Origin of the sequence: Kocuria sp. CPCC 205261, assembly GCF_040981025.1 — a bacterium.
Lineage (GTDB): Bacteria > Actinomycetota > Actinomycetes > Actinomycetales > Micrococcaceae > Kocuria > Kocuria marina.
The window spans coordinates 72,231-92,811 of record NZ_JAVKPU010000001.1; the positions used below are offsets into that span (position 1 = coordinate 72,231).

Here is a 20,581-nt window from a genome sequence, read left to right on the forward strand (position 1 = left end):
CACATCTCCTGATCATCGAAATCTTTGAGTCGTCGCGGGGCGGGTCGTCGCGGGTGTCGTCGTTGCGGGCTCGGTGTGATCGTCCCGCTCCGGCGCCGAAGTGTCCGGCTCACCCAGCGCCCGCGACACGGCGTCGGCCAGGGCCGCTGGGGTCGGTTGCGCGGAGGTCATCGGGTCCACTCCGCGGGCCCGCAGCGCGCGGGCGGTCGGTTCCCCGATCGCGATCCACGCCGTGGCGGCCGCGGGCGTCATGCCCTCCAGCAGGGCGTCCGCGCGCGACGGCGCCGTGACCACCACCGCGGCCAGCTCACCGGACGCGCACGCGGCCCGAGCGGCGTCGGCGCCCCATTCCTCGGGGGCTTCTGGTGTGGTTGCGGTCCCGGCACCGGGGGCGCGCAGCGGGCGGTCCGCCGGGGCCGGGACGGTGTCGTACGCGGTGATCCGCACGACGTCGTACCCCCGCTTTCGCAGTCCGCTCACGAGGGCGTCGGACGCGCGCGCCGAGACCGGCACGAGGGCCCGCACCGGGGCCCCGGATGCACCCGGGTGCTCCTCGGGCCACTCGGCGAGCATGCCCGCCGCGCTCGAGACGCGCGCGGGGACGAAATCCACGCCCACACCATACTCCCCCAGCGCGCGGACGGTCGCCTCGCCCACCGCGGCGACCCGCAGCGCGGGTCCACCGGCCTCGGTGCGATGACGAGCGGAGGGCCGCCGAGCGGCGTCGAGCGCGGCACCCCACTGCGGGGTCGGGGCGACCGCGGCAAGCGCCGCCACTGTGGTCGCGGACGTCACGCACAACCACGTGGGACCGCTCGGGCCGGTGGCCTCGGCCAGCAGCTCCCGCAGTGATTCCACGTCCGACGGCAACTGGGCCTCGAGCAGGGGCGAGGCGCACGGCTCGTACCCGCGCTCCCGCAGCAGCACCGCCAGGGCGCTCGCGGAAGCGGGGTCGCGGGTGATGAGCACGCGCGCCGCGGTCACAGGCTCAACCGTGCCAACCGGTCCGCGCCGTGGGCCAACAGGTCATCCGCGACCCGCTGACCGAGAGCCCGCGCGGCCTCGACCGAGGGTTCCCGCGCGGACTCCGTGCGGCGCATGACCTCGGAGCCGTCCGGATTCGCCACGACGACATCCAGTTCGAGATCACCGTCCACGAGGCGTGCGAAGGTTCCCACAGGTGCGGCGCAGCCCGCCTCGAGGCGAGCCAGCACCGAGCGCTCCGCAGTGACCGCGAGCCGCGTGGGCAGGTGGTCCACCGCGGCCAGACCGGTCGCGAGACCCGAGTCCGCCGTGAGTTCCGCCGAGACCTCGAGCGCGAGCGCACCCTGGCCCGGGGCCGGCAGCATCCGGTGCGGATCCAGGTACTCGGTGATCCGCCCCTCGAGGCCCAGTCGCTTGAGGCCCGACGCCGCGAGCACCACGGCGTCGAGGTCCCCCGGGTCCCCGGGAGCCACGCGGTTGAGCCGCGTGCCCACGTTGCCGCGGATGTCCACGATGCGCAGGTCGGGGCGCAGCGCGCGCAACTGCGCGACGCGCCGCGGCGAGCCCGTGCCCACGGCCGCGCCCTCCGGCAGTTCGTCGAGGGTCAGACCGTCACGGGCGCACAGGGCGTCCCGCGGGTCCTCACGCTGCGGCAGCGCGGCAATGGTGAGCCCCGTGACCGCCGCGGTGGGCAGGTCCTTGAGGGAATGCACGGCCAGGTCCACGGCGCCGTCGAGCACCTGGGACCGCAACGCCGTGGCGAAGACCCCGGTACCGCCCATCTGGGACAGCGGCCCCGTGAGGACGTCCCCCTCGGTGCGCACCGTGACCAGCTCGTGGTCGATGCCCCCGGCACGGGAGACGGCCTCGGCCGCCCACCGGCTCTGGGTCATGGCCAGCTGCGAGCCTCGGGTGCCCACCCTGAACACGGGTCCACTCACCGGTGGATCACCTCGCCGCTCTCGTCGAGCCCCACGGGGATCGGCTCGCCGACGGGCCGCTGGGCGATCGTGGGGCGGGGTTCGCTCTGGCCGCGCAGCACCTTCACGCAGCAGTCCGGGGCGCACGTGTCGAACCACGTGCCCTGGGCGCACGCGGATACCCGCGGGGGCGCGGTGGGCGTGCCCAGCCGCTGCTCCACGAGGTCCGCGAGCGCGGCCACGAACTCGGGATCGGTGCCGGCGGTGGGGATACGCTCGAACTCCAGGCCGGCCTCGGCCGCGGCGTCACGGGCCTCGGTGTCGAGGTCCCAGAGCACCTCCATGTGGTCCGAGACGAAGCCCAGGGGCACCACGGCCACGCCCGTGACGCCCTGACCGGGCAGTCCCTCGATCACGTCGCAGATATCCGGTTCGAGCCACGGCACGCTCGGGGGCCCGGAGCGGGACTGGTAGACGAGCTCCCACTCCACGCCGCTCATCTCCTCGCCCGCCTGCTCCACGATCCAGCGCGCGGCCGCAAGGTGCTGCGCCACGTAGGCGGAGTCCCCCTCGAAGTCCATGCGCTCGGGACCCGCGGCGTGCGCGTCCGTCATGGGCACCGAGTGGGTCGTGAACAGCACGCGGAGCGCACCGTCCGTGCGCTGCCGCAGAGCCTCCAGTGACTCACGCAGCTTGGTGGCGTACGGGCGCAGGAAGCCCTCGGAGTCGTAGTACTGCCGGATCTTCTCCACGTGCAGCTCGTCCTGCAGCCCCGTCTTCTCCAGGCCCACGCCGTAGTCCTCCCGGTACTGGCGGCAGCTGGAGTACCCGGAGTACGCGCTCGTGGCGAGCACCAGCAGGTCCCGGTACCCGCGCTCGTGGCACTCGCGCAGCACGTCCGCCACGTACGGGTCCCAGTTGCGGTTGGCGAGCAGCACGGGCAGCTCCACACCACGACGCCGCAGCTCGGCCTCGAGCGCATCGCGCAGCGCCCGGTTCTGGGCGTTGATGGGGCTCACGCCGCCGTTCGCACGGTAGTGGGTGGCCACCTCCTCGAGCCGCTCGTCCGGGATGCCGCGGCCGCGCGTGACGTTGCGCAGGAACGGGATCACGTCCTCCTGACCCTCCGGCCCGCCGAAGGAGGAGAGGATCAGGGCGTCGAAGCTGCGCGGCGCGTTGGCGCGCTCGGCACTCAGGGCATTGGTCTCTCGGGTGTCAGTCATCTCAGTCAAGCACCTCGGCAATCTCGTGGGTGGTGATTCGGCGCCCCGTGTAGAACGGGGTCTCCTCGCGCACGTGCAGGCGTGCCTCGGTGTTGCGGAAGTGGCGCATGATGTCCACCAGGTCCACGAGCTCCGGGGCCTCCAGGGCCAGCAGCCATTCGAAGTCGTTGAGCCCGAAGCACGCGATGGTGTTGGCGAGCACCTGCGGGTACTCGCGGGCCTTCATGCCGTGGTTCTTGAGCATCTCCCCGCGGCGCTGCGGGTTCATGTAGTACCACTCGTAGGAGCGCACGAACGGGTAGACGCACACCCACGCGCCAGCCTCCGCACCGCGCGCGAACGCGGGCGAGTGGTTGGACGTGAACTCCGCCTCGCGGTGCACACCCATGGCGTTCCAGGACTGCCGGGTGCCCGCGAGCAGCGGCTGACGACGCAGTTGCCGGATCGCGGCCTGCAGGGCGTCCGGTTCCTTGCCCGTGAGCCACAGCATCAGATCGGCGCTCTCGCGCATCCCGGAGACGTCGTACACGCCGCGCACGGTGACGCCCCGACCCTCGAGGTCCTTCACGAGCTCGTCGAACGCGCTGCGGTTGGCCTGCGAGTCCGCGTCCCGCGGGCGCTCACCCGTCCGCTCGAACACCGTGTAACCGGCCCAGTACAGCGTGTCCCCGCCGGCCTGTGCCGCGTCCTGGCGTGCCTCGGTTGCGTGCTCACTCATCGTGTGTGCTCCCTTTCGACTTCTCGTTCTGTTCACGTTCGATGGTTCTCGTCCCGCGCAGCACTGCCCGGGCTGCGCGGACGACGTCGCACGGCTCGGTCCCGCGCGCGGCGGTCCCTCAGTTCGGGGTCACGTCGAACCCGTGGTGCTTGAGCAGGGTCCTGACCTGGTGGCGGGTGTCCGCGACGACCGCCGCGAGTCCCGTGCCGGACAGCCACGCCCCCACGGCCGCGGCGTCCGGGACGTCCTTGAGCGCCCGGCGGAACCCCGTGACGCGGGCGCTGTGACCCGCGTCCGTGCGCGGCAGGGCGGTGTGCCACCGCACGACGTCCGCGCCCACGAGCTGTTCCGGCTCGATCGGTACGCCCAGCAGTGTGCTCGCGTCCCCGAGGGCGAGCGAGATGAGGTGCTTGTCCTCGAGCGTGACCTCCGGGGAGGGGCCCGATCCACGCGGGGTGGCCCGGCCGTAGGATAACCGCACCACGTGGCGGTGCTCCCCGGCCTCGCGAGCCACCCACTTCCACTTGGCCGTGGCGTGGGTCAGGGCCTTGGCGCGCACCTCGCGCACGTCGTCGCTCACGAGCAGACCGGTCCCACGGGGTGCACTGTCCAGGGCGGGGCAATCCAGCACGAGGGTGGCGAGCGCGATCCGGGGCCCCGAGCGAGGCGTGAAGTTCTGGACGTCGCTGACCTGCGTGCCGAGCAAGCGCACCGTGGTGGGTCCGTCCGTGGCCATCACGAGCAGTTCCCCGCGGGCCACGGCCGTCTTGTCCCCGTTCACTGGTTGGCGCTGGATCACCATCCACCCGGGCCTGCGCGGGTCGCGGTCCAGGGCGATGACGTCGTAGCGGGTCACGAGCTTGACGCCCAACCGCTCCGCGTCCCGCACGAGCCGTTCGCTGAGCAGGTTCATCCCGCCGTCGAGACCGGCCACGTTCGCACCCGCGGGGCTCGCTGTGCGCAGTGCACCCGCGGCCGCGCCCAGGCTGCCGAGTTCGCGCAAGCGGGCGCGCAAACCGGGGGCCACGGCGTCGACGTCGAGTTCGTCCGGGTGGGTCGAGTAGACCCCGGAGACGAACGGGGTGACCAACCGGTCCAGCACGCGCTGGCCCATGCGGGCACGCACGAGACCGCCGATGGAGCGCTCCCCCGCGCCCACGCGGGCCGGCAGCGCCCTGTCCATGCGCGCACGGGCCACGCCCGCCCGGCCCAGGGGCTTGCGCAGCTCCGGCGCGGTGGGGTCCGCGGGGATCCCGAGCACCCCGGACTTGGGGGCGGGCACCGCACCCTCAGGGAGTTGCAACCAGGAGCCCGCGGGATGGGGGGTGACCACGCGGTCGGAGAGCCCGAGTTCCTCGAGCAGATCGGGTACGGCGTCCGAGCGTGTGGCGAAGGATTCCGCGCCGGAGTCCAGGACGAGTCCCGCCACCTCGTGGGCACCCACAGCGCCGCCGAAGTGGTCCGAGGCCTCGACCAGGGTCACGCGCAGACCGGCGCGCGCCAGGTCACGGGCGGCCGTCAACCCGGCGACGCCGCCGCCCACCACGAGAGCCGTGCGAGGACGCCGTGGCGCGGTGCGCCGCTGGGCACCGGGGGAAGTTGTCACCGAGTCTCCTTGTGGATGAAGGTCACCAGTTCGCTCAGTACGTCCGGGTCCGTCTCCGGCGGCACGCCGTGGCCCAGGTTGACCACGTGACCGGGGGCGCTGCGACCGCGGCGCAGAACGTCGCGGGCGTGCTCGTGCAACACCTCCCGCGGGGCGGCGAGCAGCGCGGGATCGATGTTGCCCTGCACCACGGTGCGCCCACCCAGACGCTGCGACGCGACGTCCAACGGGATGCGGTAATCCACACCCACGGCGTCCGCTCCCGCGTCCCGCATGGCGGCCAACAGCTCGCCCGTACCCGTGCCGAAATGGATCCGCGGTACCCCCAGGTCCGCCACGGCGGCGAGCGCGTCCGCGGAGTGGCGCTGGACGTGCGCCTCGTAGTCGGCGAGCGACAGGGAACCCGCCCACGAGTCGAACAACTGCACGGCCGAGGCCCCCGCTTCCACTTGGGCGCGCAGGAACGCTCCGGAGGTGCGCGCGGCCCACTCGGCCAGAGCGGTCCAGGACGCGGGGTCCGCGTGCATCATGGTGCGCGGGCGCAAGTGGTCGCGCGAGGGCCCGCCCTCCACGGCGTATGCGGCGATCGTGAACGGCGCGCCCGCGAAACCGATCAGCGGGGTGTCCCCGAGCTCGGCGACCGTGCGCGCCACGGCCTCGCGGATCGGGTCCAGCGCCGAGTCCGGCAGTTCGGGCAGCGCGGTGACGTCCGCGGCGGTGCGCACGGGGTGGTCGAGCACCGGGCCGCGCCCGGCCACGATGTCCACGGCCACCGAGGCGAGCTTCATGGGCACCACGATGTCGGAGAAGAAGATGGCCGCGTCCACGCCGTGCCGGCGCACCGGCTGCAGGGTGATCTCCGCGGCGAGGTCCGGGGTCAGGCACGCCTCGAGCATCCCCGTGCCCTCCCGGGCGGCGCGGTACTCGGGCAGCGAGCGACCCGCCTGACGCATGAACCACACGGGCGTGTGCGCGGCGGGGAGCCCCCGCAGGGTACTGATCAGGGGGGAGTCGGCCACACCCGCCGAGCGCAGCGGGTGCTCGGTGGGCAGCGCGGCGATGCGCTGCTCCCACGCGTGATCGCCGCCCGGCTCCGTGGCCGCGGCGGGATCATGGGGGGACTCGGCGCGGCGGGATTCTACGGTGCGATCATTCTGGGAAGCCATAATGGCCCCATTGTGCCAAAGGAGCCCGCCGGTTTTGATGACGTAGTGTCCGCCGGGAACGCAATCTCTGCGCCGGGCGCGCCCAGTGGTTATGCTGAGCGAGCCAGGATGAATTCGTCTAGGATGGCCGGATTGTGGTTCTTTTCTGTCTTGTCGCATCGCACCGTTCCGTCGACCTCAACACCGTCGCACGGTTGAGCACGGGGGCTCTCGGGGTGGCCGAGGAGGCCGTGTCCCAGGGGGCGCTCTCGGGGGCCATCACGCTGTCCACGTGCAACCGGCTCGAACTCTACGGTGAGCTGCCCGGGGACGGGACCCGCGACGTCGCCCTGGCCCAGCAGCAGCTCGCCGAACGCGTGGCCGAGCGCGCGGGGCTGGACGAACGCTTCGTCCTGGAGACCATGGACACCTACCACGGCACCGAGGTCCCGCAACACCTGTTCACCGTGGTCTCCGGTCTGGAGTCCGCCGTGGTGGGCGAGCGTGAGATCACCGGACAGGTCCGCCGCGCGCTGAACCAGGCCCGCCAGTCCGGCACCGCTTCGGGTCACCTCGTGCAGTTGTTCGAGGCCGCCGCCCGCACCGCACGTGAGGTCGGGGCCCGCACCGGCCTCGGTGAGCGGGGACGCTCCATCGTGTCCGTGGCCCTGGACCTCGCCGACGACATCACCCGCGGCAGCTGGCCCGACCGGCACGCCCTGATCTTCGGCACCGGCGCGTACGCCGGCGCCACCATGGCCGCGCTGCGCGACCGCGGCTGCGCGGACATCGAGGTCTACTCCGGTTCCGGACGCGCCCAGCAGTTCACGGACCAGCGCGGCGGCTCCCCCGTCACGGAGGTCGAGCTGCCGGCGGCACTGCGCCGCGCGGACGTCGTGATCGGCTGCTCGGGCGGCTCCGCCCCCATGCCGGCGTCCGCCTTCCCGAGCGGACCGCGCACCGTGATCGACCTCGCGCTCGCGCGGGACTTCGACCCCGCCGTCGCGGACCTGCCGGACGTGGAGCTGATCACCCTGGAATCGGTGCGCGTGGCCGCACCCGAGGAGACCCGCGAGTCCGTGAGCGCGGCGCGCGAGATCGTGGACGAGGCCGCCCAGGGCTTCGCGGCGGCCCAGAACGCCCGCACCATGGACCAGGCCATCGTGGCGCTGCGCAAGCACACCATGGCCGTGCTGGACGCCGAACTCGAGAAGGTCCGTGCCCACCACGGCTGCACCGGCGCGGAGGAACAGATCGAGATGGCCATGCGCCGCATGGTCCGCTCACTGCTGCACATCCCCACCGTCCGTGCCCGTCAACTCGCCGCGGAGGGCCGCGCGGACGAATACATTTCCGGATTGGAAGCGCTGTTCGGTCTGGAGGTCGCGCCACCGCAGACCCTCCCCGCGGATCAGGATTCCCTCGCTGAACGATCCCCCTCAGACACCCCGCGTCCCCGCGCGGCCGGTTGAAGCCACGACGGGCGAGGGCCCGTCACAGAGGAGGACCCCATGAACGCTCCCGATGCACGCGACGCGCCCGCGCCCACCGGCCACACGCGGGCCCCTCGCATGACCCGGGACCAGCGGCGGGAGCAGCTGTTGAGCACGGCACTGCGGGTGTTTTCCGAAGGCGGCTACCACTCGACCTCCATGGACGAGATCGCCGCCGCGGCCGGGGTCTCCAAACCGGTGCTCTACCAGCACTTCCCGGGTAAGCGGGACCTGTTCCTGGCGCTCGTGCAGTTCACGCTCGCGGAACTGTCCGAGAAGCTCGAGCGGTCCCTGGCCAACGCCGAGACCAACAAGGCGCGGGTGCAGAACGTGATCGACACCCACTTCGAGTTCGTGAACAGCCGGCCGGAGGCCCATCGGCTCGTGTTCAGCGCGGACCTCATGTCCTTCCCCGAGGTCGCGGCGCAACTGGACGAGTTCTACCAGGGGATCGCCGTGGCCGTGGCCGCGGTGCTCGGGCCCAAAGCGGGCATGCCACCGGCCCAGGCCACCATGCTGTCCCGGGGCCTCGTGCACCTGGTCCAGACCTCCGCTGTGTTCTGGACCCGCCACCCGGAAGCGGGCACACGCGAAGAGGTCCAGGACCGGATTTTCCGTTTAGCCTGGGGCGGAATCAGGACGCTCGACGAGGAGCGCCGGGAACCTGCTCCTAAACTGATCGGCAACGACCGAGGCTGACGCGCCCGCCCCTCACCGGGGTGCGCGGCACCTGGAAGACATGGTCCGGCCCGTGATCACCGTGGGCCGGTGACGCCGCAGGAGGTACTCATGGAAATCAAGATCGGGATTCAGAACGTGGCCCGCGAGCTCGTGGTCAACGCCGACCTCTCCGCGGACGAGGTGCAGACCAAGGTCACGGAGGCGCTGAGCTCCGGCGCACCGCTCGTGCTGCAGGACACCAAGGGTTCCACCACCGTGGTCCCCTCCGCGAGCATCGGCTACGTGGAGACCGGCCAGGAGACCAAGCGAAAGGTGGGTTTCACCCCCCTGCCCCTCGGCTGAACCGCCCACGCCGTGAGGCCCCCGGACCACCGCGTCCGGGGGCCTCACCGTTTTGCGGGTACACTGGAGCTGTTTATCAGGATGACCGGTCGTCCCATGAGACCGTCACGTTCACTTGTTACCCGGCTTCGGCCCGCGCCCGGAAGGTCCCGCGCCTTCCGCTGAGCGCCCGGGCGGGGTGCGTTTCACGATCGGCTTCCTCTCACAGCGCGGCGGCCCCCGCTTCGTGCCGCTCCGTCCTCCGGGACGGCCCGGCCGATGATCCGGTGTGGTGCCCCGCGCCGACCCGTGAAGGACATTCGTGACCGATATCACTGCAACACCCGAACACGACATCATCGAGCCGGACGAGGCCGGGACCCAGGCGGTCGACACCGCCGAACCCGTGACCGAGTCTTCGTTCGCGGACTTCGGCGTCCGCCAGGACATCGTGGACGCGCTCGCCGAGCACGGCATCACCTCCCCGTTCCCCATCCAGGCCATGACGCTGCCCATCGCGCTGTCCGGCCAGGACATCATCGGCCAGGCCAAGACCGGTACCGGCAAGACCCTCGGTTTCGGCATCCCCGCACTGCAGCGCGCCGTGGGCCGTGACGACGACGGCTGGGCCCAGTTGAAGAAGCCCGGCGCCCCCCAGGCATTGATCGTGGTCCCCACGCGTGAGCTCGCGGTCCAGGTGGGCAGCGACCTCGCGATCGCCGCCAAGACCCGCAACGCCCGCGTGGCCACGATCTACGGTGGCCGCCCCTACGAGTCGCAGATCGCCGAGCTCGAAAAGGGCGTGGAGGTCGTCGTGGGCACCCCCGGGCGCCTGATCGACCTCAACCGCCAGCACTTCCTGGACCTGAGCCACGTGCGCATGGTCGTGCTGGACGAGGCGGACGAGATGCTGGACCTGGGCTTCCTCCCGGACGTGGAGAAGCTGCTGGCCACGGTTCCGCAGGTGCGCCAAACCATGCTGTTCTCCGCGACCATGCCCGGCCCCGTGGTGGCCATGGCACGGCGGTACATGTCCCGGCCCATGCACATCCGTGCGGCCGCCCCGGACGAGGGCAGCACCAAGAAGGACATCCGTCAGGTCATCTACCGCGCCCACCACCTGGACAAGGACGAGGTCGTCGCGCGCATCCTGCAGGCCGAGGGCCGGGGACGGACCATCATCTTCACGCGTACCAAACGCGCGGCCGCCAAGCTCGCGGACGAGCTCATCCACCGCGGTTTCGCCGCCGCTCCCCTGCACGGCGACCTGGGCCAGGGTGCCCGCGAGCAGGCGCTGCGCGCGTTCCGTCACGGCAAGGTGGACGTGCTTGTGGCCACGGACGTCGCCGCGCGAGGGATCGACGTTGAGGACGTCACCCACGTGATCAACTTCCAGTGCCCCGAGGACGAGAAGACTTACCTGCACCGCACCGGGCGCACCGGGCGCGCGGGCAACAAGGGCACGGCCATCACGTTCGTGGACTGGGACGACGTCCCCCGCTGGCGCCTGATCGACAATGCCCTCGAGCTGGGCGTGCCCGAACCCGTGGAGACCTACTCGTCCTCCGATCACCTCTACACGGACCTGAACATCCCGCGCGGCGTCAAGGGCAAGCTGCCCAAGTCGCAGCGCACGCTCGAGGGCCTCGACGCCGAGGAGCTCGAGGACCTCGGCGACGGCAGGCCGCAGCACTCCGAGAAGCGTTCGGGCCGCGACGGTCGCGGTGGTTCCGGTGGCCGCAACGGCTCCGGCGCACGACGCCGCTCGGGCGGTTCCGACCCCCGCGGCGGCTCCGCGGGGCGCTCCCACGCGGAGAACCAGCGGCCCCGCTCCGAGCAAGGCGAGCGTTCCCGGGAGACCTCCGTGGAGGACACGGGCGAGGGCACCAAGCGGCGCCGGCGGCGTCGTCGTTCCTCGGGGCAGAACAAGGCTGCCCAGGGCGGTCAGCAGGCGCAGCAGTCCTCTGCAGCGGGAGTGTAGATGGCGCAGTGGGAGCCCTTCGCATTCGATGCGGAGGGCACCAGCGCGATCGTGCACGGTGAGAACCTCAGCGTGCTGGAGGGGCTGCCGGACGAGGCGTTCTCCCTGGTGTACCTGGACCCCCCGTTCAACACGGGCAGGGACCAGGTGCGCCGCACCACTCGCTCCGTCCCCGTTACCGCGGGCGAGGGCGATCGCGTGGGCTTCGCGGGGCGTTCCTACGAAACGATCATGGGCTCGTTGCTGCGCTACGAGGACTCGTTCGCGGACTACCTGGGCTTCCTGGAACCCCGGCTGATGCATGCCCGGCGCGTGCTGGCCACGCACGGGACGCTGTACGTGCACCTGGACTACCGCGAGGTGCACTACGTCAAGGTGCTGCTGGACGCGCTGTTCGGCCGCCGGTGCTTCCTCAACGAGATCATCTGGGCCTACGACTTCGGCGGACGCACCGCCAAACGATGGCCAGCCAAGCACGACACGATCCTGGTCTACGTCAAGGATCCGACCGCCTACCACTTCAACTCCGCGGACGTGGACCGGGAGCCGTACATGGCCCCGGGGCTCGTGGGTCCCGTCAAAGCCGCGCGCGGCAAGCTGCCCACGGACGTGTGGTGGCACACGATCGTCTCCCCCACGGGCAAGGAAAAGACCGGTTATCCCACGCAGAAACCCGCCGGGGTGTTGCGCCGGATCGTCACGGCGTCCTCGCGTCCCGGGGACTGGGTGCTGGACTTCTTCGCAGGCTCGGGGACCACGGGCGCGGTCAGCGAGCAACTGGGCCGGAAGTTCGTGTGCGTGGACTCCAACCCCGAGGCCGTGGACGTCATGCGTCGGCGCCTGCCGGATACGGCGGTGTTCAGCGCGTCCTGATCCGGTTCACGAGCCGCTGCATCCCGACTGTTCTTCGACACGTCGTCAGGACCGCGCCGTGCACCCCGGCCTCACGGCCAGCGGACCTCCACCCCGGAGGTGGCCTGTTCGCAGATCCTCGTGAGCGAACGCACGGACGTGGAGTTCTCCCCCAACCGATTGGGCTTGCCCGCGCCGTGGTAGTCGCTGGATCCCGTGACGATGAGATCGTGGTCCGCGGCGAGCTTCATGAGCACCGCGCGGGACTCGTCCGGGTTGTCCCGGTGGGCGACTTCCACGCCGGCCAGACCGGCGTCGATCATCGCGTTGAAATCAACCGGGGTGGCCACGCGACCGCGCAACGGGGCCATGGGGTGCGCGCACACCGGGACCCCGCCCGCCGCGCGCACGAGTTTGATGGCCTGCACCGGGTCCAGGGCCATGTGCCGCACGTAGTACTTAGATCGCCCGGAGAGCATGTCCGAGAACGCGGCAGAGCGGTTTGGGACGACGCCCAGCTCCACCAGGGCGTCCGCGATGTGCGGGCGGCCCACCGTGGCCTCGGGACTCACGTGGGCCATGACGTCGTCCCAGCTGATCGGGTAGTCCTGCGCGAGCAGGTCCACCATCTTGTGCGCGCGGAAGAGTCGGCTGCGCCGGGACTCCTCGATCGCGTCCAGCAGCGGTGCGTGGTCCGGGCCGTGCAGATAGCTGAGCATGTGCACCGAGATACCGCCCGCGGTGGTGCACGTGATCTCCATGCCGGGTACGAACGCGACCCCCAGGGACACGGCGGTGTCCCCCGCCTCCTGCCACCCCGCGGTGGTGTCGTGATCGGTGAGCGCGAAGACGTTGAGCCCGGCCCGGTGTGCCGCGCGGGCCACGTCCGCTGGGGACTCCGTACCGTCCGACGCGTTGGAGTGGGTGTGCAGGTCGATTCTCATCACCTCCACGATACCCGCGGACCGCGGTGGGTCGGCCCGCGATACGCGCCGACCGGACGAGGCCGAGCCATCGCTACCGATCGCCCGGTCCTCGCTGCCCCCGGGCCAGGGTTGACCGGCGTGGCACCATGGACGAGAACATTCCGCCAGCATCGCGACCCGCGCGGGAGCCCGCGCCCCGAAGGAGATGACCGCGTCCATGAGCCAAGGCTCAGCACACCCCACCGCTTCCCATCACGCGAGCGAGGACGCCGCGCAGCCCATGGACGAGCGGGTGGACAACCGCTCGCAGCGCCCCGACAACGCGGAGTTCCGCGAGTTCATGGCCTCGGGTTGGGCCGCTCCGGAGCACACGACGACGCCGCGCGCCGAGGTCGCGGAGTTCGCCGCTCAGCGCCGTGCCCGGCTCTCCCGGATGTTCCCCGGCGAGCGCCTCGTGATCCCCGCGGGCGCCCCCAAGGTGCGCTCGAACGACACCGACTATCGCTTCCGCCCGCACTCCGCGTTCGCGCACCTCACGGGCATGGGAGTGGACCACGAGCCCGAGGCCGTGCTGGTCATGGAACCCACCGAGCAGGGTCAGGGAGACGACGGCAGCGACCACACCTCCACCCTGTACTTCCACCCCATGGCCGGGCGGGACTCCGCGGAGTTCTACGCGGATGCCAAGAACGGTGAGTTCTGGGTGGGGCCCCGCCCCACGCTGGCGCAATTGCGTGACGAGTTCGCGCTGCCCACCGAGGACCTCTCCGCTCTGGAGACCGCGGTCACCAAGGACGCAGGCAACACCGCCCTGGGTGGTCTCAGCATTCGTTTGGTGCGGGACGTGGACCTGAACATGGACGCGCTCGTGGACACCTCCCGGATCAACACGGGCGTGGACCTCGAGCAGTCGGACACCAAGGACGCGACCCTGGCCGAGGCCCTGAGCGAGCTGCGGCTCATCAAGGACGAGTACGAGATCGGGCAGTTGCGCGAGGCCGTGGCGGCCACAATCCGCGGTTTCGAGGACATCGTCTCCGTGCTGCCGCGCGCGATCGGCGGTGAACGCGGCGAGCGCGTCGTCGAGGGCGCGTTCTTCTCTCGCGCCCGGCTCGAGGGCAACGACCTCGGCTACGACACCATCGCGGCGTCCGGGAACAACGCGACCGTGCTGCACTGGATCCGCAACAACGGCTCGGTCAAGCCGGGCGAGCTGATCCTCGTGGACGCGGGTGTGGAGGCCGAGTCGCTCTACACCGCGGACCTCACCCGCACCCTGCCCGTGACCGGCAGCTACACGGACGTGCAGCGCCGGATCTACCAGGCCGTGCTCGACGCCGCGGACGCCGCGTTCGACGTCGCCGTCCCCGGTAACAAGTTCCGGGACCTCCACGCCGCGGCCATGAAGGTGCTCGCCCAGCGGCTCGAGGAATGGGGGCTGTTGCCGGTGTCCGCGGAGGTCTCCCTGTCCGAGGCCGGTCAGCACCACCGCCGCTGGATGCCGCACGGCACGAGCCACCACCTGGGACTGGACGTGCACGACTGCGCCCAGGCCAAGCGTGAGCTCTACCTGGACGCTGTGATCGAGCCGGGGATGGTGTTCACGATCGAGCCCGGGTTGTACTTCAAGAACGAGGACCTCGCGATCCCCGAGGAGTACCGCGGCATCGGTGTGCGCATCGAGGACGACGTGCTGATCACCGAGCAGGGCAACGAGAACCTCTCCGAGGCCCTCCCCCGCAACCCCGACGACGTGGAGTCGTGGATCCAGGGCATCTGGAACCGGGACGAGAACGTGGGCCCCAGCGCTGGCCCCGCGGCGTAACCCCCGGAACACCTAGAGAGTGATCCCCGGGCCCGCATGTCGGGACCCGGGGATCACTCTCTGTGCGTGACGTCGCCGAACTCCCAGTCACTCCCGGGCCACATTCGGGGGCCGAAAGTGGCCTCACACTGTCCGAAATGTCGTTAGTCGTATGTCGCGGGGCCATCCACGGGCGCCGCAACTCCCAGTCACTCCCGCGCCATCTTCGGGCACCATTTGTGGCTCTGGCGTGCCCGAAATTTTGTTGCGCGTGTGCCGTGGGTCAGCGCTGGTCCTCGCCGTGCGGCCGCTGGGTCGTGTCCTGTCCGTTGTGCGGGGTGGACCCGCCCTCGCGCGGTGCCTCGGGGGTACCAGGCTGTGTCCACGGCGCCGCGCGGTCGGCCGACTGAGCCGGGTTCGCGGGGATCGTGCCCGATGACGCCCCGTCTGTGGAGGGAGCGGGAGCGTCGGCCGCGGGGTGGGACGGAGCGGCGGCGTTCGCGGGGGCCTGCGGTGCGGGCTGTCCACCGGCCGGGGCGGCGTCGGAGGGTTCGAGCCGGATACCGTACTGCGGGCGTCCGTCCGGGAGGTCCGGGAACTTCGCGGAACGGTTGGTGTCTTCCTGCTGCTGATCTGCACCCGGGAGAAACACACCGTAGCGCGGCTCGGAACCGCCGGGAGCGTTCTGTCCCCCGGGATCACCCTGCACCGGAGCACCGTGAACCGGGGCGCCCTGACCCGGAGCGCCCGGCCGTCCGCCCTGGACGGGACCGCCCTGGGCCGGTCCACCGTACTGCGGGCCACCGGGGTACTGGCTGCCCTGTGGACCGGCGGGACCGCGGTGCCCCTGACCCGGGTTCTGCCCGCGCTGCCCCACCACGTGGCCGCCCTCCATGCCGTTGAGCACCTGGCGGGCCTGACCCGCGACCTCCGGGGCGGCGAGGACCTCGTAGCTGCCCGCCACGATCCTGCTGGTCGAGGTGAAGTCCCGCTTGCCGCGGGACATGGCGTACGTGATGGTGGCCATGAGCATCCAGAACGCACCACCGAGGATCATGGTGAGCAACAGGGACGAAGCCATGTTGGCCCCGCCCAGCAGGGACATCAAAAGGCCGAAGAACGCGCCGAAGACCAGACCGTTGAGCGCACCCTGCAGGGCGACCTTGGGGTAGGAGAGCCGACCGGTGACCTGCTCCACGGACTTGAGGTCGCTGCCGATGATCGAGACCATGGCCACGGGGAAGTGTTCGTCCGCCATGTAGTCAACGGCTTTCTGCGCCAGGGCGTAGGTCCGGTAACGGCCCACCACCTCACCGCGGGGCATTTCCGGGGCGATGGACAGTTGGGCGGGGCCTCGTTTCGAGTTGCTCATGCCATCCATTGTCCCGTAGTCACCCATGAGCCCGCCGGGAAAACCCTGGATCATCGCAGCGGGTGAACACGGCGGCCGGTGAACCCACCCCGTATCGGGTGCCCAGCAACCGGTATCGCCCGGGTTCTGATCCCCCACTCCAGGAATGGGACCGCACAGCACGGTTCACTAGGCTGGGCGGGTGAGCACAAACCTTTCCAAGATCTTCGTCGCGAGACTCATCGGCCTGGACGTCTTCGACCCGTTGGGCGACCGCCTGGGGCGATTGCGCGACGTCGTGGTGCTGTTGCGCCCGGGTAGCAAACCGTCGGTGCGCACCCGCCCGCTCGTCGTGGGTCTCGTGGTGGAGGTGCTCGGGAAGAAGCGTGTGTTCGTGCCCATGACGCGTGTTACGAGCATCGACGCGGAGCAGATCATCTCCACCGGGCTCGTGAACCTGCGCCGCTTCGAGCAGCGCGGTGCCGAGACGCTGGCCGTGGGTGAGCTCTTCGACCGCACCGTAGTGCTGTTGGACGGTTCCGGGACCGCCACGATCGAGGACGTGGCCATGGAGAAGAGCAACAACCGGGGTGACTGGGTCATCTCGCAGTTGTTCGTGCGCAGGTCGCAGGCCACGGGAGGCTTGATCCGGCGTCGAAATCAGACGCTCGTGGTGGACTGGGAGGACGCGGACGACCCGTCCAACGCGGGGCCGCAACCGGCCACGCAGTGGATCGCGCAGCACGAGGAGGACCAGGCCGCGGACATCGCGGACGAGCTGCGGGACATGCCGGACAAGCGCAAGCTCGAGATCGCGGCGGAACTGCAGGACGAGCGGCTTGCGGACGTGCTCGAGGAGCTGCCGGAGGACGACCAGGTCTTCATTTTGACCCACCTGGACAACGAGCGCGCCGTCACGCTGCTCGCCGAGATGGACCCCGACGACGCGACCGACCTGCTCAACGAACTGCCGGAAGCGGAGGCCGAGCGGTTCATCACCATGATGGAACCCGAGGACGCGGAGGACGTCCGGCGCCTGCGCGAGTACGAGGAGGGCACGGCCGGTTCGCTCATGACGCCCGTCCCCATCGTGCTGCCCCCGGAGGCCACCGTGGCGGAAGCGCTCGCGCACATCCGCCAGGAGGAGATCATCCCGGCCGCGGCGTCCGCGGTGCTCGTGTGCCGCCCGCCGCTCGAGACCCCCACGGGTAAGTACCTGGGTCTCGTGCACACGCAGCGACTGCTGCGTTACCCGCCGCCCGAGGCGATTGGTAACCTAATCGATCGGTCCATCGAGCCCGTCTCGGACCAGGCGTCCTTAGCCGACGTCGCTCGCGAACTGGCCACGTACGACCTCACGATCCTGCCGGTCGTCAACGACCAGGACCGGCTCGTGGGTGCGGTCACGATCGACGACGTCCTGGACGCCCTGCTGCCTGAGGACTGGCGCACGTACGACGACGGAACCCCGGTCCGGAAGGTGGGTAAGCGGTATGAGTAATCCCCGGCGCAGCGCGTCCTCGCAGTATTCGCCCGGCCCCCTGGACCAACCGCGCGAGAAACGCCCAGGGTACCTGACCCGCTTCCGCCCCAACCCGGACGCCTTCGGGCGGCTCACGGAGTCCTTCGCCCGCTGGATGGGCACGCCCCAGTTCCTGCTGTGGATGACCGTGTTCGTCACGGTGTGGTTGGCGTGGAACACCGTGGCGCCCGAGAGCATGCAGTTCGATCCGCGCGCGTTGAACTTCACGCTGCTGACACTGATGCTCTCGCTGCAGGCCTCCTACGCCGCCCCCTTGTTGCTGCTCGCGCAGAACCGGCAGGACGACCGTGACCGCGTGGTCGCCGAGGAGGACCGTAAACGCGGGCAACAGAACCTCGCGGACACCGAGTACCTCACCCGGGAGATCGCGTCCCTGCGCATTGCGTTGCGCGAGGTCGCGACCCGCGACTACGTCCGCTCCGAGTTGCGCGGGCTGCTCGAGGAGATCCTCGAGGACCAGGACCGCCGCGCCGCCGATCAGGCCGCCGCGCAGTCCCAGGCCACCAAGTCCAAGACCAAGAAGTCCGAGGGCAAGAAGTCCGACGGCTCCACCAGGGCCCCGCGCGCGAAGAAGATCGAGCTCGAGGACCCCGAGCAGGAAGGACCGCATCAGTGAACGGGAGCACCATCGACCCCCGACTGCGCGCAGCCCTGGACGGCGTGATCGACCCCGAGCTACGCCGCCCGGTGACCGAGCTCGGGATGATCCCCGAGGCCGTCCTCGAAGGCGGGACGGCACGCGTGACCGTGCTGCTCACGGTCTCCGGGTGCCCCATGCGCACGACGATCGAAGCGGATCTCCGTGCCGCCCTGAACGAGCTCCCGGACGTCCGCGACGTCGCCGTGGACGTGGGTGTGATGACCCCGGCGCAGCGCCAGGAACTGCAGGAGAAGCTCGGGCACCACCGCACCAACCCGTTCGCGGACCCGCATTCACTCACCCGCGTGCACGCGATCACGAGCGGCAAGGGCGGGGTGGGAAAGTCCAGCGTGACGGTGAACATCGCCGCCGCGCTGGCCGCGATGGGACGCACCGTGGGCATCGTGGACGCGGACATCCACGGCTTCTCAGTACCCGGTCTGCTGGGGATCGCGCAACCACCCACGCGCGTGGGGGACATGATCCTGCCGCCCGTCGTGGAGGTCCCGGAGGGTGCGGACCGCCGGCCCGAGGACAGCGCGGCTGGGGCCGGTCACCGCTCGCGCGGGGTGCTCAAGGTGATCTCGATCGGGATGTTCGTGGATCCCGCCCAGCCCGTGGCGTGGCGCGGCCCCATGCTGCACCGCGCGGTGGAGCAGTTCCTCACGGACGTGCACTTCGGGGACCTGGACCACCTGCTCCTGGACCTGCCCCCGGGCACGGGGGACATCGCCATCTCGGTGGGTCAGCTGCTGCCCCGTTCGGGCGTGGTCGTGGTCTCCACGCCCCAGCACGCCGCCGTGAGCGTGGCCCAGCGTTCGGGGACGCTCGCCGAGCAGACCGAGCAGAAGGTCACGGGCGTCGTCGAGAACATGTCCGCGATGGTCATGCCGGACGGCACGCGCATGGAGGTCTTCGGAGCGGGCGGTGGCGAGACGATCGCGAGCTCGCTGTCCGAGCGCCTGGGCTACCCCGTCCCCCTGCTCGGCAGCGTCCCCCTGGACGTCACCGTGCGGGAGGCCTCGGACCGCGGCGTGCCCGCGGTATGGGATCGGCCGAACTCCCCCGCCGCCGAGCAGCTGTGGGCCGTCGCGCGCGCCCTGGATCAGCAGGGCCGCGGGCTGGCCGGTAAGAATCTGGGCATCACGCCGCGCGGTTGAGCGATCTCCCTCGGGACGACGCCGCCGCACGGCCCGGTTCCCGCTCGCCCGGCACCTACCCGTCTGTTCACGCGGCGTCGACCTACGCGCGGCGTCGGTCTGATGACGGGACGGCTGTCAGCTCACGCGGCGCGCGGCCGATAGCGCAGCGGCTGGTTGCTCACGCGGCGGCCGGTTGCTCACGCCGCGCTCGACGGCTCACGTGGCCTCGGTGTCGAACGGGGCGCGTTCGCCTCGTGCGAGCCGTCGCACCGTGGGTGCGGCCACGGTGGAGGCCTCGTACTGGTGGCGGTTCTGTTCCTCGTCGTCCTCGAGCAGCGCTTCACGCACGATCACGCGCGGGTCGTACTGCCGGGGGTCGAGCTTGCGCCAGTCGAGGTCCGAGAATTCCGGGCCGAGAGTCTCCTTGAGATCGTCCGTGGCACCCGTGGCGTAGCGCCGGATGGACTTGACCATGTCCTTGAACTTCTCGGCGTACTCGGGCAACCGCTCGGGCCCGATGATCACCAGGGCCACGATGAGAATGATGATGGCTTCCCCGCCTGAAATCCCGAACACCCGCTGAGCCTATCAACGTCGTGGAACGCCCCGGTGGGGGCGGTCCTTAACCGAAAATTTCCTTGAGTCCCTCCGCGACCGTGGCCCCGAAACTCTCGTCCTTCTGCGAGGGCAGGCTGACCCGTCCCCGGTCCTCCGCCACGACTGCGCTCACGGTCTGGGCCAGGGTGGCCGGTGCGGTGTCCGATGTGAGGGTGTACACGGCGTCCGGGCGCACCATCACCGCGCGCCACGGTTGGGAGCGGTCCACCCACAACCGCGCGCCGTCGAGCACCGACCGGTGCATGCCCTCGGCGCCCACGGGGAGCCCGGTGATGCCGTCCATGGGGTTGTCGGGATTGATGTCACCGCGCTGCTCCACGATGGTCACCGAGCCGTGATCATTGTGCAGGGCCACCGCCACGACGGGCTGGCCCCCCACCTGCGACTGTTGGATGTCCGCGACCGAGTACCCCTTCGCGGCCAGACCCGGAACGGCCCACCCCCGGGCGCGCAGGCTCTGGATGTCGGCCTCCGAGGTGGTATCTACCATTCCCCGGGGGCCGGGTGACCACGTGGCCTCCGACCGAGCGTCCGCGCTCTGGCGCTGCTGCACCTGCTTGCCCACGCTCCACACGGCGGTGGTCAGCAGGGCTACGCACACGCAGGCCGCGAAGGCGGTCATGAGACCCACGG

General features: G+C 70.7%; 19 protein-coding genes. 9 read left to right on the forward strand and 10 right to left on the reverse strand.

Annotation, left to right across the window (positions count from 1 at the left end; genetic code table 11):
- Positions 1–12: 12 nt before the first annotated feature.
- The 6 genes from RF646_RS00275 to hemE all read right to left on the reverse strand — a co-directional run bounded on the left by RF646_RS00275 (position 13) and on the right by hemE (position 6,617).
- On the reverse strand, positions 13–984 hold the full coding sequence (locus RF646_RS00275; protein ID WP_368834898.1) for a uroporphyrinogen-III synthase: 972 nt from the start codon (positions 982–984) through the stop codon (positions 13–15).
- Complete coding sequence (gene hemC, locus RF646_RS00280) at positions 981–1,925, reverse strand: hydroxymethylbilane synthase (RefSeq protein ID WP_085107674.1); 945 nt, start codon at positions 1,923–1,925, stop codon at positions 981–983. The genes RF646_RS00275 and hemC overlap by 4 nt, the downstream gene beginning before the upstream one ends.
- Positions 1,922–3,127, reverse strand: a complete 1,206-nt coding sequence (locus RF646_RS00285) for a ferrochelatase (protein WP_085107676.1) — start codon at positions 3,125–3,127, stop codon at positions 1,922–1,924. Before RF646_RS00285 ends, hemC begins: the two co-directional genes overlap by 4 nt.
- Position 3,128: 1 nt before the next feature.
- Positions 3,129–3,845 (reverse strand): hydrogen peroxide-dependent heme synthase, encoded by a 717-nt coding sequence (gene hemQ / locus RF646_RS00290; RefSeq protein WP_098053941.1) that lies wholly within the window; start codon positions 3,843–3,845, stop codon positions 3,129–3,131.
- A gap of 118 nt (positions 3,846–3,963) precedes the next feature.
- Complete coding sequence (gene hemG / locus RF646_RS00295; protein ID WP_085107679.1) at positions 3,964–5,451, reverse strand: protoporphyrinogen oxidase; 1,488 nt, start codon at positions 5,449–5,451, stop codon at positions 3,964–3,966.
- Positions 5,448–6,617 carry a uroporphyrinogen decarboxylase gene (gene hemE / locus RF646_RS00300; RefSeq protein WP_098053937.1) on the reverse strand — a complete coding sequence of 390 codons (1,170 nt, stop codon included), beginning with the start codon at positions 6,615–6,617 and terminating at the stop codon, positions 5,448–5,450. The genes hemG and hemE overlap by 4 nt, the downstream gene beginning before the upstream one ends.
- A gap of 134 nt (positions 6,618–6,751) precedes the next feature.
- Here hemE and RF646_RS00305 point away from each other — a divergent pair, with 134 nt between their 5' ends.
- From RF646_RS00305 to RF646_RS00325, 5 genes are all read left to right on the forward strand, one after another.
- Complete coding sequence (locus RF646_RS00305; RefSeq protein WP_368834899.1) at positions 6,752–8,068, forward strand: glutamyl-tRNA reductase; 1,317 nt, start codon at positions 6,752–6,754, stop codon at positions 8,066–8,068.
- A gap of 39 nt (positions 8,069–8,107) precedes the next feature.
- Positions 8,108–8,788 (forward strand): TetR/AcrR family transcriptional regulator, encoded by a 681-nt coding sequence (locus RF646_RS00310; protein WP_085107688.1) that lies wholly within the window; start codon positions 8,108–8,110, stop codon positions 8,786–8,788.
- 90 nt (positions 8,789–8,878) lie between these two features.
- On the forward strand, positions 8,879–9,112 hold the full coding sequence (locus RF646_RS00315) for a DUF3107 domain-containing protein (RefSeq protein ID WP_035965329.1): 234 nt from the start codon (positions 8,879–8,881) through the stop codon (positions 9,110–9,112).
- Positions 9,113–9,449: 337 nt separating this feature from the next.
- Positions 9,450–11,072, forward strand: coding sequence for a DEAD/DEAH box helicase (locus RF646_RS00320; RefSeq protein ID WP_368835172.1), 1,623 nt, complete (start codon positions 9,450–9,452; stop codon positions 11,070–11,072).
- On the forward strand, positions 11,073–11,945 hold the full coding sequence (locus tag RF646_RS00325; RefSeq protein ID WP_368814141.1) for a site-specific DNA-methyltransferase: 873 nt from the start codon (positions 11,073–11,075) through the stop codon (positions 11,943–11,945).
- A gap of 71 nt (positions 11,946–12,016) precedes the next feature.
- On the opposite strand, the gene RF646_RS00330 is transcribed toward RF646_RS00325, so the two are convergent.
- Positions 12,017–12,868, reverse strand: a complete 852-nt coding sequence (locus RF646_RS00330; protein WP_368834900.1) for a PHP domain-containing protein — start codon at positions 12,866–12,868, stop codon at positions 12,017–12,019.
- A 199-nt stretch (positions 12,869–13,067) separates the two neighbouring features.
- Between RF646_RS00330 and RF646_RS00335 the strand changes: the two genes are divergently transcribed.
- Positions 13,068–14,675 carry an aminopeptidase P family protein gene (locus RF646_RS00335; protein WP_144997951.1) on the forward strand — a complete coding sequence of 536 codons (1,608 nt, stop codon included), beginning with the start codon at positions 13,068–13,070 and terminating at the stop codon, positions 14,673–14,675.
- A 262-nt stretch (positions 14,676–14,937) separates the two neighbouring features.
- Here RF646_RS00335 and RF646_RS00340 read toward each other — a convergent pair whose 3' ends face one another.
- Entirely contained in the window at positions 14,938–16,026 is a 1,089-nt protein-coding gene (locus RF646_RS00340; protein WP_368834901.1) for a general stress protein, read from the reverse strand.
- Between the two features lie 181 nt (positions 16,027–16,207).
- Between RF646_RS00340 and RF646_RS00345 the strand changes: the two genes are divergently transcribed.
- The 3 genes from RF646_RS00345 to RF646_RS00355 are packed head-to-tail and all read left to right on the forward strand — an operon-like array spanning position 16,208 to position 19,348.
- Positions 16,208–17,506 carry a CBS domain-containing protein gene (locus RF646_RS00345; RefSeq protein ID WP_035965335.1) on the forward strand — a complete coding sequence of 433 codons (1,299 nt, stop codon included), beginning with the start codon at positions 16,208–16,210 and terminating at the stop codon, positions 17,504–17,506.
- Positions 17,499–18,164 carry a DUF1003 domain-containing protein gene (locus RF646_RS00350; RefSeq protein ID WP_239319526.1) on the forward strand — a complete coding sequence of 222 codons (666 nt, stop codon included), beginning with the start codon at positions 17,499–17,501 and terminating at the stop codon, positions 18,162–18,164. Before RF646_RS00345 ends, RF646_RS00350 begins: the two co-directional genes overlap by 8 nt.
- Positions 18,161–19,348: a P-loop NTPase gene (locus RF646_RS00355; RefSeq protein WP_085107178.1), complete on the forward strand. Its 1,188-nt coding sequence runs from the start codon at positions 18,161–18,163 to the stop codon at positions 19,346–19,348. The genes RF646_RS00350 and RF646_RS00355 overlap by 4 nt, the downstream gene beginning before the upstream one ends.
- A 198-nt stretch (positions 19,349–19,546) precedes the next feature.
- Here RF646_RS00355 and RF646_RS00360 read toward each other — a convergent pair whose 3' ends face one another.
- Together RF646_RS00360 and RF646_RS00365 are read right to left on the reverse strand one after the other, a co-directional pair.
- Entirely contained in the window at positions 19,547–19,906 is a 360-nt protein-coding gene (locus tag RF646_RS00360; RefSeq protein ID WP_064846073.1) for a sec-independent translocase, read from the reverse strand.
- Between the two features lie 46 nt (positions 19,907–19,952).
- The gene (locus RF646_RS00365) at positions 19,953–20,570 is read right to left on the reverse strand and encodes a hypothetical protein (protein WP_144997947.1); all 618 of its coding nucleotides are present in this window, start codon (positions 20,568–20,570) and stop codon (positions 19,953–19,955) included.
- Positions 20,571–20,581: the final 11 nt, after the last annotated feature.